This window comes from Methylocystis sp. sgz306128 (genome assembly GCF_056032725.1).
The window spans coordinates 554,829-568,601 of sequence record NZ_JBVYWO010000001.1 but is presented as its reverse complement, the minus strand read 5'-3'; the positions used below and the strand labels follow the sequence as shown (position 1 = coordinate 568,601).

The 13,773-nt window shown below is 59.3% G+C and carries 14 protein-coding genes; 4 read left to right on the top strand and 10 right to left on the bottom strand.

The genetic code is table 11. The features are described 5' to 3' along the window. The first annotated feature begins 7 nt into the window (after positions 1 to 7). A complete protein-coding gene (locus AC0N03_RS02745) occupies positions 8 to 874 on the top strand; it encodes an NAD(P)-dependent oxidoreductase (protein ID WP_474286922.1) in 867 nt (288 codons plus the stop codon). Positions 875 to 924: 50 nt separating this feature from the next. Here the strand turns inward: AC0N03_RS02745 and AC0N03_RS02740 are convergent, their stop codons facing one another. The 3 genes from AC0N03_RS02740 to AC0N03_RS02730 all read right to left on the bottom strand — a co-directional run bounded on the left by AC0N03_RS02740 (position 925) and on the right by AC0N03_RS02730 (position 4,389). Continuing rightward, a complete protein-coding gene (locus AC0N03_RS02740) occupies positions 925 to 3,057 on the bottom strand; it encodes a caspase family protein (RefSeq protein WP_474286920.1) in 2,133 nt (710 codons plus the stop codon). 89 nt (positions 3,058 to 3,146) lie between these two features. Further along, the gene (locus AC0N03_RS02735) at positions 3,147 to 3,791 is read right to left on the bottom strand and encodes a uracil-DNA glycosylase family protein (RefSeq protein ID WP_474286919.1); all 645 of its coding nucleotides are present in this window, start codon (positions 3,789 to 3,791) and stop codon (positions 3,147 to 3,149) included. Then, on the bottom strand, positions 3,778 to 4,389 hold the full coding sequence (locus AC0N03_RS02730; RefSeq protein ID WP_474286918.1) for a glutathione S-transferase family protein: 612 nt from the start codon (positions 4,387 to 4,389) through the stop codon (positions 3,778 to 3,780). Before AC0N03_RS02730 ends, AC0N03_RS02735 begins: the two co-directional genes overlap by 14 nt. Before the next feature lie 180 nt (positions 4,390 to 4,569). Here AC0N03_RS02730 and AC0N03_RS02725 point away from each other — a divergent pair, with 180 nt between their 5' ends. Further along, the gene (locus tag AC0N03_RS02725; protein WP_474286917.1) at positions 4,570 to 6,111 is read left to right on the top strand and encodes a sensor histidine kinase; all 1,542 of its coding nucleotides are present in this window, start codon (positions 4,570 to 4,572) and stop codon (positions 6,109 to 6,111) included. Here AC0N03_RS02725 and AC0N03_RS02720 read toward each other — a convergent pair. The 5 genes from AC0N03_RS02720 to AC0N03_RS02700 all read right to left on the bottom strand — a co-directional run bounded on the left by AC0N03_RS02720 (position 6,096) and on the right by AC0N03_RS02700 (position 10,594). Next, entirely contained in the window at positions 6,096 to 6,800 is a 705-nt protein-coding gene (locus AC0N03_RS02720) for an anti-sigma factor (RefSeq protein ID WP_474286916.1), read from the bottom strand. The genes AC0N03_RS02725 and AC0N03_RS02720 overlap by 16 nt on opposite strands. Beyond that, complete coding sequence (locus AC0N03_RS02715; protein ID WP_474286915.1) at positions 6,797 to 7,345, bottom strand: sigma-70 family RNA polymerase sigma factor; 549 nt, start codon at positions 7,343 to 7,345, stop codon at positions 6,797 to 6,799. Before AC0N03_RS02715 ends, AC0N03_RS02720 begins: the two co-directional genes overlap by 4 nt. Before the next feature lie 73 nt (positions 7,346 to 7,418). Beyond that, complete coding sequence (locus AC0N03_RS02710; protein WP_474286914.1) at positions 7,419 to 8,000, bottom strand: fasciclin domain-containing protein; 582 nt, start codon at positions 7,998 to 8,000, stop codon at positions 7,419 to 7,421. Between the two features lie 99 nt (positions 8,001 to 8,099). Beyond that, a complete protein-coding gene (cobT, locus tag AC0N03_RS02705) occupies positions 8,100 to 9,134 on the bottom strand; it encodes a nicotinate-nucleotide--dimethylbenzimidazole phosphoribosyltransferase (protein WP_474286913.1) in 1,035 nt (344 codons plus the stop codon). A gap of 146 nt (positions 9,135 to 9,280) precedes the next feature. After that, positions 9,281 to 10,594, bottom strand: a complete 1,314-nt coding sequence (locus tag AC0N03_RS02700; protein ID WP_474287214.1) for a nicotinate phosphoribosyltransferase — start codon at positions 10,592 to 10,594, stop codon at positions 9,281 to 9,283. Positions 10,595 to 10,701: 107 nt separating this feature from the next. Between AC0N03_RS02700 and cobS the strand changes: the two genes are divergently transcribed. Beyond that, entirely contained in the window at positions 10,702 to 11,511 is an 810-nt protein-coding gene (cobS, locus tag AC0N03_RS02695) for an adenosylcobinamide-GDP ribazoletransferase (RefSeq protein ID WP_474286912.1), read from the top strand. A 4-nt stretch (positions 11,512 to 11,515) separates the two neighbouring features. Continuing rightward, complete coding sequence (locus AC0N03_RS02690) at positions 11,516 to 11,740, top strand: DUF1289 domain-containing protein (protein ID WP_474286911.1); 225 nt, start codon at positions 11,516 to 11,518, stop codon at positions 11,738 to 11,740. On the opposite strand, the gene dusA is transcribed toward AC0N03_RS02690, so the two are convergent. Together dusA and AC0N03_RS02680 are read right to left on the bottom strand one after the other, a co-directional pair. Continuing rightward, the gene (gene dusA / locus AC0N03_RS02685; RefSeq protein WP_474286909.1) at positions 11,741 to 12,721 is read right to left on the bottom strand and encodes a tRNA dihydrouridine(20/20a) synthase DusA; all 981 of its coding nucleotides are present in this window, start codon (positions 12,719 to 12,721) and stop codon (positions 11,741 to 11,743) included. A 158-nt stretch (positions 12,722 to 12,879) separates the two neighbouring features. Beyond that, entirely contained in the window at positions 12,880 to 13,194 is a 315-nt protein-coding gene (locus AC0N03_RS02680; RefSeq protein WP_474286908.1) for a hypothetical protein, read from the bottom strand. Between the last annotated feature and the right edge of the window lie 579 nt (positions 13,195 to 13,773).

Genomic DNA, 13,773 nt, shown 5'->3' with positions numbered 1-13,773 from the left:
GTGAAAAATGGCAAAAGTCGCATTCCTCGGTCTTGGCGTCATGGGCTATCCCATGGCGGGGCATCTCGTCAAAGCCGGACATGACGTCACAGTATATAACCGCACCACGAAAAAGGCGGAACAATGGGTCACTGAATATGGCGGCAGGTTTGAAACCAGCCCGCGTGCGGCAGCGCAGGGCCAGGACATTGTTTTTGCCTGTGTCGGCAATGATGCCGACCTGCGTGAAGTGACCATCGGCGCCAGCGGCGCTTTTGCAGGCATGCGCAAGGACGCGATTTTCGTCGATCATACCACCGCTTCGGCCAATGTCGCACGCGAACTTGCCGCCAAAGCAACAGAGATGGGACTGCATTTCATCGATGCGCCGGTATCGGGCGGACAGGCCGGTGCACAGAACGGCGTGCTGACCGTGATGTGCGGCGGCGAGGCCGAACCCTATGGCCGAGCAGAACCGGCGATCAAGGCTTTTGCCCGCGCCTGCCGCCTCATGGGACCTTCCGGCGCTGGCCAGTTGACCAAGATGGTCAACCAGATCTGCATCGCTGGTCTGGTGCAGGGCCTTTCCGAGGGTCTGCATTTTGCCATGCAGGCCGGTCTCGACGCCGAAGCCGTGATCGAGGTGATTTCCAAGGGCGCAGCGCAAAGCTGGCAGATGGAAAACCGCTACAAGGCCATGATCGCCGGACAGTTTGATTTTGGCTTTGCCGTGGACTGGATGCGCAAGGATCTCGGCATCTGTCTCGACGAAGCCAAGAATAACGGCGCGCGGCTGCCGGTGACGGCGCTTGTCGATCAATTTTATGGCGACGTCCAGAAAATGGGCGGGCAGCGCTGGGATACATCCAGCCTGATCGCGCGCCTCAACAAATAAGCGCGGCGTATGAGTAAAAAAGCCCCGGATTTCTCCGGGGCTTTTTGTTTTTACCGGCAAGGGGGCTCGCCTGCTCCGCCACATTTTGCCTTGGGAGGCGGCGCTCTGCGCGGCACTTCCACCGGCCTCTGCTGCTGGATATGCGGCGGTTGCTGATGAAACTGCGGTGCCGGCGCCTGATGAAATTGCGGCGGCGGCGCCTGCCGGATCATCGGCTGAACAGGCGGAGCCTGATGCTGAATCATCGGCTGCATCGGCGGAGCCTGATGCTGGATCATCGGCTTGGGATGCACAGGTACAGACTCGATTTTCGGCTGCGGCGCGAGTTTAGGCGCAGGCTGGAACTTGGGCGCCTGCTGGATGTGCGGGGTTGGCGCGAGCGGCGCATGTTGCGGCACAAGCGGTGCGCCGGGCTTCAACTGCTGCTGCAATTGCAGGTTCTGCTTGTTCTGCAACACGGGCGGCGGCAGCACCTTGCCAGCAGGCAGCTTGCCTGCAGGTGCGAGCGGCGCCGGCGCCGTCGGAGTCGTCGGCAACGGCAGAGGCTTGATCGCCGGGGCTTGAAGCGGCTTGAGCGCGCCCGAAGCAGGCGGCGCGCCGGCAGGCGCAGGCTGTATGCCTGCGGGCGCCGGTGCCGTGCCTGCCGGAAGCTTGTTCTGTAACGGCAAGGGCTGGGGCGGCTTCAGGCCGGCGGGCCCGGTCTTCTGCACGATGGCGGGCGGCAGCATCACCTTGTTGAGCATGACAGCCCCGGCCGCACCGGCGGCAGCGCCAGCAACAGCACCCGTGACCGGCGAGAAAGCCGGACGCGCAAACACCTGCGGCGGCGTGCGGATGTAAGCCGGCGGCTGGTAAATAACCGGCACCGGCAGGAAATACGGCTGCACCGGCGGCGGAGGCGGCGGCGGCAGATAATAATTCGTATTGAAGACAAATACGAAAACGACCGGGGGCGGCGGCGGCGGCAGATCGTAATAGGAATCGTAGAAAGCGACATAGGGCCGTTCAACGTAAACGATCTCGTCGGGCGGCGGCGGAGCTATGTCATAGGCATAATCGTCGAAGACCGGCGGCGGCTCCAGCGCGACAGCCAGTTCACGCAGGCGATAATGCGCATCCCCCGCGTGCGGACCATGCGGATAACGCCGCAGATAGGACCAATAGGCGTCGGGTGTGTCTGCTCTGCACGTACGCTGCCAGATAATGGCTTCGCGCCGCGCGGCAACCAGAATGCGGATGCGCCGCGACAGGGGATCATGCGGGAATGCCTGCAGAAAGTCCTCGTAGCCTGCGAGCGTATCGCGCCGCAGCGCAAATTCGTAGGCGGCTTCAGCTGAAAGGTCGCGAAGCGGCTTGGCTTCCTCCGCGGCGATGGCGGGAGATTCGGTTTTGAGGGGCGGCGCATCCGCAGCACGTTCCAGAAAGAGGAATGGCGTCTGGATTTTCGACAGGTGCCAGGGCACTTCCACGCCCTTGGTGGTCTCGTTCACGCGCAGGCGCACCTGCGAGAACAAATCATCCGGCTGCAATCCGCCCTCGCGGATCAGCGCCGACAGAGCCTTGGCATATTCGCCATAGGGCTCGCTGGACTCGGGGCCGACAGTGCCGGGCGCGGCATTCATCGCAACGAGCGTCCCGGCTTCCGGCTCGACATAGGCAAGTCCACCCGCCATCTGACCATTTGCCGTGAATGGATTGGCGCGCGCCAGATCCATGACAATGAACCGCGCTTTGAGCGGCAGCGCCGACAGCGCCCGGTTGAAATCGCTGATCCGGATCGCGTCCATGCCGATATTGGCATCGTTCAGCTGGGTGACATCAACCGGCGCAAAATAATTGGCGCCGCCAAACTGCAGGCCGTAGCCCGAGAAATAAACAAACGCGACCGCATCCGGGCCAGCCGCCGATACTTTGTCGATAAAATCGCGCAAGGTCTTGCGCAGCATGTCCTGATCGAGGTCGCGCGCGCCCATGACCTCGAAGCCGGCAAGCTGCAATGTCTGGGCGATCAGACCGGCATCATTGGCCGCATGGCTCAAGGGCGCCTGCTTATAGGCGCCGTTGCCGATGACCAGCGCAAAACGCTGTTCGGTCTGGGTCTGTGTCTGGGCAAGGGCCGGAACGGCTGTACCCAGCACCAGTGCGTTCAGAAAGAACGCAAGCAGATATATGATTCTTAACACGGCGACTCTCCTGCAAAGGCAAGTTCTCACCCTATTTATCAGACCAATAGAGGTGAACAGTCACTGAATGCTTCATGGCCAAATTGTGTTTAACGGCTTTTGGCCTCAAGAATCGACGAAACCTGCTGGCGCAGGAACGGCACCAATTCGCTTTCAAACCATGCATTGGTCTTCAGCCAGCGGTTGTTGTGCCAAGAGGGATGCGGCAGCACCAGCATCGGAACCGGAGAAGCTTTCCAGATTTCGCGCCAGTTCGCGATGATCGGCGTCATATTCGCGGAGCGAAATGCGTTGAGGCCCAGACGGGTGAAATGATAATCGATCGCATATTGGCCGATGCACAAGATCAGCCTGGGCGGCGGCAGGGCCGCAAAAACCCGATCATGCCAGAGGCTGCGACATTCCTTGCGTGGCGGCAGATCGGCGCCGCTTGCGTTCTGACCGGGGAAGCAAAAACCCATCGGCACGATGCCGACAATGCGTTCGTCATAAAATGTGTCGCTGTCCATGCCGAGCCAGGCGCGCAGGCGGTCTCCCGACGGATCAGTGAACGGCCGCCCGCTCGCATGGACGCGTTTGCCGGGCGCCTGCCCCGCAATCACGATCCGGGCAGTCGGCGACAGTTGCAGAACGGGACGCGGCTCATGCGGCAGAGGCGGAATACAGCCAAGGCAATAGCGGCAGGCGCGTATCTCAGCCAGAAGCTGTGCAAGGCCGGTCTCAGGCAGCGGCACTGGGGCGCGCCTTCAGACGTTCGTGCCAGTTCCGCACGTGAGTGAGATCATCGGGAATGGTCAATTTTGCCGGCTTCATGAAATCGAGCGCCACAAGACCGGTGATGTCGGCAACGCTGAACCGATCGCCGCACAAATAGGCGCGGCTCCTCAACGCATCCTCGAGCAGCGCCAGCGCCTCGAACACTTTGGGCCGGTTCGCCTCGGCAAAGGCAGGCACCTGCGGCTTTTCCATGTCCGCCATAGCCGGATGAGAATGCCGGAAGACGTTGACGACAAAGGCAAAAAGACCAAGCTCGATGCGCCTTGTCCACATCTCGACCATCGCCTTTTCCAGCGGCGTCACGCCGAAAAGCGGCGGGTCAGGCTGAATCTCCTCAAAATAGCGGCAGATCGCCATAGACTCGGCGATATGCGTTCCGTCATCAAGCTCCAGCACGGGCGTGCGCAAATAGGGATTGATGCGGGCAAATTCGGGCGTCTTCTGCTCAAGCCGGTTGATGTCGACAGGAACAAGAGCGAGCGAAATGCCTTTTTCCGCGAGAAAAATGCGAACCCGTCGCGGATTTGGGGCTCTGCCGGCATCATAAAGCTTCATGGCAAATCCTTTTTCTCAGGCAACGAGATTGGTCAAACATGAAGGCCGGGTCAAGCCCCGCGGCCATTTGGCCGCAGACATGAAAACGCCCGTTAACCCGGCTGACGCCTATTCTGCAGCGGCTCATTAACGAATTTCTGCGACACTGCCTCTCCGTTACTTTCGAGATGCCCGATATCCATGGAACCTGTCACTGCCGAAATGATCGAGCGCGGACGAGGCGCTGACCCGAATGTGGCGGCCAGCAGGCGCAAGATGCAGTTCCAACTCCGTGCAACGCGCGACAAGCTCGCCTCGCATAATGGCGAAAGTCTCGCGCATGATGTTGAAATGCTGCGCATCTTTGCTCAGAACCGCATGAAGGTCGTTCCTGCGATCACGATTTTTATCATCGTCATCGCGGTGATGATCTACCCGAAGCTCGGCTGGGAAAAGGTCTCCTACTGGACGGCTTTGCAGTTGGTCTCGCAAGCCGTGATCTACGGCTTTTCCTATGTGTTCCAGAAGGAATGCGACCAGATCACGCAGGTGACAAGCTGGCAGCGCAAATTCCTTCTGGCAGAGGCAATACAGGGCGTCGCCTGGGCGCTGCTTATCGCGCACATGCTGATTCTCGGCGAGTCGGTAAATGTGTATTTTGTCATATTGCTCGCACTCACGATCGCGGCTGTGACGGGCATGGTCTCGGTCAGCCTCCCATTCGGCGTGGTTGCGACATTGATGCCGATACTGGCCACCATTCTGATGTTCCGCCCGTCCGAATATGGCCCCGAGGCGCTGGCTGAGCCGCTTCTCGCCGTTGCGGGACTGATCTATTTCGTCTTCGTGGCACAGCGCATCCACGCAACCACACTCAACAATGTGGCGTTTCGCGCTGAAAAGGACGCTTTGATCGCCGAACTTGAGCAGGCAAAAGCCAATTCAGACGAGGCGCGCCGCCGGTCGGAAGAAGCCAATCTGGCAAAGTCACGCTTTCTGGCGACCATGAGCCACGAATTGCGCACACCGCTCAACGCCATTCTCGGCTTCTCCGAAGTGATGAAGAATGAATTGTTCGGTCCGCACAAGGTTGATGCCTATCGGGAATATTCAGCCGATGTACATGCCTCCGGGCATCATCTGCTCATGCTGATCAACGAAATTCTTGATCTGTCACGCGTCGAGGCCGGACGCTATGAACTGAAGGAAGAAGCGGTATCCCTGCCCGCCGTGGTCGATGATTGCCTCCACCTTCTGACGCTCCGCGCCAAGAACAAGGGCCTGAATGTAACCGACCATATCGAGGATACGCTGCCCCGTATCTGGGCCGACGAGCGCGCAATCCGCCAGATCACGCTCAATCTGTTGTCCAACGCCATCAAGTTTACGCCAAAAGGCGGGCAGATATCCATTAAGGTGGGATGGACAGCTGCTGGCGGACAATATCTCTCGATCCGCGATTCTGGTCCCGGCATTCCCGAAGATGAAATCCCTATCGTCATGTCATCCTTCGGGCGCGGCTCCATGGCGCAAAAAAACGCCGACGAAGGGACGGGCCTCGGCCTGCCCATCGTCAAAGGGCTTGTCGAACTGCACGGCGGCATATTCACCATCAAGTCAAAGCTGCGGCAGGGCACGGAAGTGCGCGTGATTTTTCCGGCTGAACGGGTGATGGACACCTTGCCGCAAATCATCGAAGTTCCCGAAAAGCAGCAGCGCCGTCCCTATCAGGGAGCGGCCTGAATGAGCTTGCCGGCAAAGAGCGGCGGACTTGTCGGCAGGCCGGTGGGCGAGCCGCCCGCCTGTTCCAGCGTGACGGCATAGAGCCCTGTCTCAACCACGTCCGGCGCGTAATTCTTCAATTTATTCAGTTTGGTGAACCCGGCATTTTCAACCACGCCCAGAGAACGGGGCGTCTTGAGTTTGTCGTTGATGAGCCAGAGTTCATAGCTCTTGCCCTCTGGCGCGGTCTGAGACACCGGGCGCACGGTAAGAGAACGGCTGGCAACGTCCACGGCGACAATAAAGGCCGGGGACGCGGCGTCGCGCTGCAGCACGGCCACGAATTTTTGCGGCCCGCGATCTTCCATGGAATGCTGCAGACCAATGGCGATGGCGAGCGAGGCCGCAAGGGCCCCGGCCCCGAGCGCGGCGGTACGCCAGACGACAAGCTGCCGCTTCAGGCGCGCCAGATTATCATTGGCCGCGGCCGCGGGCAGGCGCGCTTCGATCCGGCTGAACATATCAGCAGGAGGCGTAACATCGGCGAAGCCGCCGGTCATGGGCGCAAGACGCTGTTCCCATTCGAGAATCAGGCTTTCGAGCTGCGGATCCGTTTTACGACGCACCTCCACATCCTGACGCTCGCCCGGATCGAGCGTGCCCAGGACATATTCGGCGGCCAGCGCCTCAAGAGGTGAAAGCTCGGTCATGATGACAAACACATCCGCAACTGTGCGAGGCTGCGATGCAGCCAGGTCTTGACCGTCGCGACAGGACGGGCAAATTTCTGAGCCAGCGCCTCACGCGAGACGCCGCGATAATAAGCCAGAAGAATCATCTGTCGCTTCTCCTCTTCAAGCTGACTGAGGCAGCGCATCAGGGCGGCGAGGCTCTCGCCCTGCTCCATGCCAGCCAAGGGATTGACCTCTTCGGCGGCGAACTCCTCTTTTTCTTCCATTTCATCCAGTGACGCCGGCGTGCGCTTGCGCAACTCGTCGAGAGAACGGTTGCGGGCGATTGTCGCGGCCCATGTTATGGGCGAAGCGCGGCTCGCGTCGAAATCCCCGGCGCGCGCCCAGATTTTCGCATAAACCTCCTGCAGGACATCCTCGGCAAGATCGCGCCGCTTAAGCAGGCCGAGGCAAACGCCGAAAAGCTTGGCGCTGGTCGCAGAATAAAAAGCGGCGAAGGCCTGCCTATCGCCCTGGGCTATGCCGCCCAGCAAACGGGACAAATCCTCCGCCGCAAAATTCATGCTTCAACCCGCCAAAATATGCATCGAGACTAGATGCAGCCTTGGCCGGGGACAAGGGCTAAAACCACTAAAATCAGGATTTCGGCAACAGAACCTTATCAATCACATGAATGACACCATTGCTCTGGAAGACATTGGCAATGGTGATGTGTGCGACATCGCCCTTTTCGTCGGTGACGGTGAGGTGATTCTTGCCGGCGCGCTTAACGATGAGCGTGCCGCCCTCCACCGTCTTCAACTCGGCCTGACCGCCCATGTCATCGACCTTGGCTGCCAGATCCTGTGCCGACAACCGGCCCGCAACGACATGATAGGTCAGGATGCCGGTGAGCATGCCCTTGTTTTCCGGCTGCAGCAGCGTGTCAACCGTGCCCTTCGGGAGCTTGGCGAAAGCCTTGTTGGTGGGCGCGAAAACCGTGAAGGGGCCGGGGCCGGACAATGTATCAACCAGGCCAGCGGCCTTCACCGCGGCCACGAGCGTCGTATGATCCTTGGAATTGACGGCATTCTCAATGATGTTCTTTGACGGATACATCGGTGCGCCGCCGACCATCACGGTCATTTCGGCCGCTGCCATCGGCGCAAAGCTCAGGGAGCCAAGAATGCTCGTTCCCAGAGCCAGAGCCAGTGTTGCTGCAAGAGTCGTCTTTTTCATCTTCGTTTCTCCGCTGTTGACCCGCGGACATTTCCACCGGGTTGCAGGAGATACGGAGCCAAAAAACAGAAGTTTCAGACCCTCGCGCTTTTTTTTTGATTATTCTTCCTTGCCGGCAACGCCGGCCTCGGCAAAGGTGGCCATGCCTGTGTGGCAGGCCAGCGCGGCGCGGATAACGCCAATGGCCATGGCGCCGCCGGAGCCTTCGCCAAGCCGCATGCCCAGATCGAGCAGCGGCTTCTTGCCCAGACGGCGGAGCACCTCGCGGTGCGCGCCTTCCGCCGAGACATGCCCGGCAATGCAATGGTCGATGCTGGCCGGGTCGATCGCATGGAGAATGGCCGCTGCGGAGCAGACCACGAAGCCGTCGAGCACCACCGGCACGCGCTGGAGCCGGGCGGCGAGAATGCCGCCCGCCATGGCGGCGATTTCGCGCCCGCCCACCCGGCGCAACACTTCCAGCGGGTCTTTCAGATGATCCTTGTGCAGCGCCACGGCCCGCGCCACGGCATCGGCTTTACGCCGCAGCCCGGCATCGTCGACGCCTGTGCCGCGTCCGACCCAGTCGGAGGCCTCGCCGCCCCACAGCGCGTGATAGATTGCCGCTGCGACGGTTGTGTTGCCGATGCCCATCTCGCCAAAGCCAAGAATATCCGTGCCGCCTGCCAGCGACTCCATGCCGAAAGCCATTGTCGCGGCGCAGGACTTCTCATCCATGGCTGCTTCCTGCGTGATATCGGCGGTCGGGATATCGAGAGCCAGATCGAACACTTTCAGTCCGATGTCATAAGTGGCACAAATCTGGTTGATCGCGGCGCCGCCGGCTTTGAAATTGGCCATCATCGCAGCCGTCACGGATTGAGGAAAGGGCGATACGCCCTGCGCCACAACGCCATGATTGCCCGCGAAAACGGCAACAAGCGGGCGCTGGATCACCGGCCTGGCCTTGCCCTGCCAGGCGGCAAGCCATTCCACGACCTCTTCCAGACGCCCCAGCGCGCCCGGCGGCTTGGTCAGCTGCGCATCGCGCTCGCGCACCGTGGAGACGGATGCCGCATCGGCCTCCGGCATCAGGGCAAAAAGCGCGCGGATATCGTCGAAAGGCATTCCGGTGGCGGCAACAAGCTTGTTCATGGGCAACTCCTTGTAGGTCCGTGATACTTAGGAATTGGCCGGATGAAAAGCCCAGCTCAAAACGAATTAATCGATGCAGGCAGCGACTCACCGGCTAAGTGTCGCACCCTGCCCTGCACCGCCTTGCGCGCTGCGGGTCACGGCATTCACACCTCCACCGGCAATTCCCTCATGCCCACAGTGCCGAAAATGCGGCGATATCGGTCGACATCCGCATCCGGACCGGTGATCTTCGCCGGATTATCCGACAATTTGACCGCCGGATAGCCATTGGCCGAGACAACCTTGCAGACGAGCGAAATGGCCTTGAGCGCATCGTCCGCCCCATTGGGCACACAGCCCTTGAAATCATTGGTCAGGTTCGTGCCCCAGCCGATGGAGAGATTCACCTCGTCGCGAAACCGGCGCACCGAAGTCTCGATCGAATCAATATCCATGCCGTCAGACAGAACGACGAGCTTCTCCCGCGGGTCGCGGCCGCGCGCGCGCCACCAGCGCAGAATTTCCTCCGCGCCCTCGACCGGGGGCTTTGAATCCGGGCGCGCACCCTTCCAGTCGGCGACCCAGTCCGGTGCGTCGGCAAGAAAGGCTGTCGTGCCGAAGGCATCGGGCAGAAACACCAGCAGATTGCCGCCATACATTTTGGCCCAGTCGCGGAGCACGGCATAGGGCGCCTGCCGCAGGGCATTGTCGTCGGGCGCGCAGGCAGCATAGACCATAGGCAATTCATGGCCGTTGGTGCCAATGGCTTCCAGTCCGAGATCCATGGCGAATTTGACATTCGACGTGCCAAGGAAACTGTCGCCCAGCCCCTCCTGCAACGCCTCAACGCACCAGCGCTGCCACAGGAAACTGTGACGGCGGCGGGTGCCAAAATCGGAGATGCGCAAAGGCGCATCGTTTTTAAGGGCGCGCAGGCGCTCCACCTTCATCCATAGCTTGGACTTAGCGCGGGCATAGAGCACATCAAGTTCGAAACGGCTCATGTGGCGCAACGCGGCGCGGGCGCGCAATTCGTTGAAGATGGACAATGCCGGAATTTCCCACATCGTGCTGTGCGTCCACGGACCTTCGAAGCGCAGCTCATATTGGCCGTCGCGCTTGTGCAGTTCATACTCCGGCAACTGAAAATGTGCGAGCCATTCCATGAAGGCAGGCTCAAAAATCTGCTTCGTGCCATAGAATGTATTGCCCGCGAGCCAGATCAGCTCGTTTCTGGCGAAACGCAGGGTGCGGGCATGATCGAGTTGATCAATCAGTTCGCCCTCGTCGATGATCTCGGCAAGACGGACATGGCTGGTGCGGTTGATCACCTGATAGGTTACGCGCTTGTCGCCATGCATTTTCCAGATCATCTGGAGCATCAGCAGCTTGTAGAAATCCGTATCCAGCAAGGTGCGGACGATGGGATCGATCCGGAACGTATGATCATAAACGCGCGTTGCAATATCGGTGGCCATAAAATCCCTGCCAAGATGCGGCGGTTTGCCCGCCTGCTTCGTTATTGCGATTATGGCGCGAACCCGCCATAAAGTCGATGCAGTCACGGATAATCCCAGAGCCCTTCATGCAAGATCCTCTCAAATTCATCACGGCTCTCGCAGAAGACGTGCTCGGCAATCTGCGCTTCTTCACGCGGCTGCCCGTGCCGGCCTTCGGCTTTGAACGGAACGCCCATGCGATGCTGGACTTCCGCCATGCGGCGCGGGCACTGCCAGCCGCCGGCGCACTGATCGGCGTTTTGGGCGCACTCGCGCTGTTGCTGGCGGCAAAGCTCGGCCTTCCCGCCACATTGTGCAGCGTGCTGGCTTTCGCGGTTCTTGCGCTGGTGACGGGCGGCCTGCACGAAGACGGCCTTGCCGACGTCGCAGATGGCTTTGGCGGCGGCCGCGATATTGCCCGCAAGCTGGAGATCATGAAAGACAGCCGTCTTGGCTCATATGGCGCGCTGGCGCTTGTTCTCTCCGGTCTGGCGCGGATTGCCGCGCTTTCAGCCTTGATGGAAAGGTTCAGCCCCGGCGTCGCGGCGGGAGCGCTGATCGCGGCGGCAGCCGTTTCGCGCGGTGCCTGCATCGTGCCGCTGTGGCAATTGCCCCCGGCGCGCAAGAACGGCGCATCGGCCAGTGCAGGCCGCCCGGATACCGCCGCCATGCGCTTTGCATTTTTTATCGGCGCGATCGTGATCGTTCTCACCACGGGCACGAGCGCTATCGGACCCGGATCAAGCCTGCTGGCGGGGCTGGTTGCCATTGCTATTGCATTCATCATGACCCATATGTCAAAACGACATATCGGCGGGCAGACCGGCGATGTTGCCGGGGCAACTCAGGTTCTCACCGAAATCGGATTTCTCATCACGCTGCTGGCCGGACACTGAACACATGAGCATCTCCACACCCTGCGTCAATGTTTGCGTTATCGAGCCGACGCTGCAGATCTGCATCGGATGCGGGCGCACGCGCGGAGAGATCGCGCAGTGGGTGCAACTGGAAGAACCAGAGCGCCGGGCGATCATGTCGCAATTGCCCGAGCGCCTGAGCGCCATCACCCAGCGCGGCTCCGGACGGCAGTTGCCGTCCGAAAGACGCAAGCTCCGGCAGGGTTGATCAGGCCGCCACGGCCTCGCGCCTTACATGCGCCACAGCGGCACGCAGCACGTCCAGTCCGGCGCCGGCTTTCGGCGCCTCAACGGCAAGATGCCGGCGAAAGGCCCGCGCCCCTGCCCTGCCCTGAAACAGGCCCAGAAGGTGGCGGGTGATGTCATGCAGGCGCACGCCTTTGGCCAGTTCAGCGGCGACATAGGGTTCGTAGGCCTCAATAGCTGCAAAGGCATCCGAGAACGGCGCAGGCTCACCATGCATTAAGGGATCGACGCCGAGAAGCAGTTCGGGATTGTGGTAGGCGGCGCGGCCCAGCATGACGCCGTCGAGTTCGTCAAGATGCAGCATAGCGTCCTCCAGACTGTTCAACCCGCCGTTGAGGATGATCGGCACCAGAGGATTTTCCCGCTTGATCTGATGTACAATATCGTAATCCAGCGGAGGGATATCGCGGTTTTCCTTCGGGCTAAGGCCCTTCAGCCAGGCCTTGCGCGCATGAACAACCAGAAAATCCGCGCCCGCCGCCAGACTGGACGCCACGAAGGCGCGAAGCGCGATTTCGGGGTTCTGCTCGTCAATGCCGATACGGCATTTTACCGTTACCGGGATTCGTACCGAAGCCTTCATGGCGGCGACACATCCGCCGACAAGTTCCGGCTCCGCCATCAGACAGGCGCCAAACGCGCCATTCTGCACCCTGTCGGACGGACAGCCGCAATTGAGATTGACTTCGTCATAGCCATGATCCTCGGCCATGCGGGCGCAGGCGGCGAGAGCCGCCGGGTCCGAACCGCCAAGTTGCAGGGCGACTGGATGTTCACTCTCATTATATTCTAGCAGACGGGCGCGCGGTCCATGTATCAAAGCGCCTGTCGTGACCATCTCGGTGTAGAGGCGGGTATGGCGCGACAGCAGGCGATGGAACGCGCGGCAATGCCGGTCCGTCCAGTCCATCATCGGCGCGACGGAAAAGCGAATGGAATCCACGTATTGAACTTTCAGACAGCGGGAGATTTCAACAGAAAGATCAATACACTGGTTTGCAAAGAAGATTCAACTGCCGTGAATGTGCCGACGTGCCCCGCCCAGCACGGAACGCCCGCTAGCGCGGCCCGGCGGCCGGTATTCTGTCCCGGCCTCAAGCCTTATGCGTGTTTGAACTTCTCGCTGAACTCGTCGCAGAATTTCTTCACATTCTCGCCAACGCTGTAGACGAGACGGTTGTCGCGCCATGACTCGTTCAGATTACCCTCGGACTTCAAACCGTTGATCTTACGATAAACTGTCGCCCGGGACATTTTCGACGACTGGATGAGGTCTTCCGCTGTCGTCAGCAAACCCGCCTCCTCGCGCTGGATGAGAACATCCAACAACTCGCGGGAGCCATGATCGAGGTGGAACAAACCATGGCGACGTTCCATGATCGACAAAAGATGAAACAATCTTAATACATTTGACACGGTGGACCTCATTAATTTGTCAGACAATTTATAACGGACAACTGACAAAAAATCAACGTATCGAAAATTAGTATCTCGGCATCTTGAGCATATCCACTATGGCGGTTCATAACTATGGCGTAAATGCGGCGAAACGTCTCAAAATCGGAAGATATAAACTATTATAACGTTGATCTGCGTAACATCTTTCTAAACTTGCTACCATTTTAGCAATTTTGAAATTGCTTATGTCAATTGAAACCTAAACTTCTGTCTTAAAAAAGCCCGATATCACTCAAGGCGCCTGCGCGCAATCTAATTTCACGATAAGCCCAAACATTGATTCGCTGCCAGCAGGATTCTCGTGCTTATTTCATATTTCTCTAAATTAATGAAATAATTTGCAAATTATGAACAATTTTAAAATCAAAATGCGACATTTCAAAATAATTTATAATTGTTTCAAATTTAAATTGAAAATCAAATTTTAGATTCGAGAGGCGGGGCAATTCATTTCCCGCGCATCCTGTCAGCATTTTTTAGGAAACTGATGACAGTCGGCACTTCAAATGCACAATAGCACATATTTAGCATCGGCGA

Bases quoted from the DNA above. Each gene is read 5' to 3' on its own strand.
- AC0N03_RS02745 (WP_474286922.1), top strand. From the start codon at position 8: ATGGCAAAAGTCGCATTCCTCGGTCTTGGCGTCATGGGCTATCCCATG.
- AC0N03_RS02730 (WP_474286918.1), bottom strand. From the start codon at position 4,389: ATGAAGCTTTATGATGCCGGCAGAGCCCCAAATCCGCGACGGGTTCGC.
- AC0N03_RS02725 (WP_474286917.1), top strand. From the start codon at position 4,570: ATGGAACCTGTCACTGCCGAAATGATCGAGCGCGGACGAGGCGCTGAC.
- AC0N03_RS02720 (WP_474286916.1), bottom strand. From the start codon at position 6,800: ATGACCGAGCTTTCACCTCTTGAGGCGCTGGCCGCCGAATATGTCCTG.
- AC0N03_RS02715 (WP_474286915.1), bottom strand. From the start codon at position 7,345: ATGAATTTTGCGGCGGAGGATTTGTCCCGTTTGCTGGGCGGCATAGCC.
- AC0N03_RS02710 (WP_474286914.1), bottom strand. From the start codon at position 8,000: ATGAAAAAGACGACTCTTGCAGCAACACTGGCTCTGGCTCTGGGAACG.
- cobT (WP_474286913.1), bottom strand. From the start codon at position 9,134: ATGAACAAGCTTGTTGCCGCCACCGGAATGCCTTTCGACGATATCCGC.
- AC0N03_RS02700 (WP_474287214.1), bottom strand. From the start codon at position 10,594: ATGGCCACCGATATTGCAACGCGCGTTTATGATCATACGTTCCGGATC.
- cobS (WP_474286912.1), top strand. From the start codon at position 10,702: ATGCAAGATCCTCTCAAATTCATCACGGCTCTCGCAGAAGACGTGCTC.
- AC0N03_RS02690 (WP_474286911.1), top strand. From the start codon at position 11,516: ATGAGCATCTCCACACCCTGCGTCAATGTTTGCGTTATCGAGCCGACG.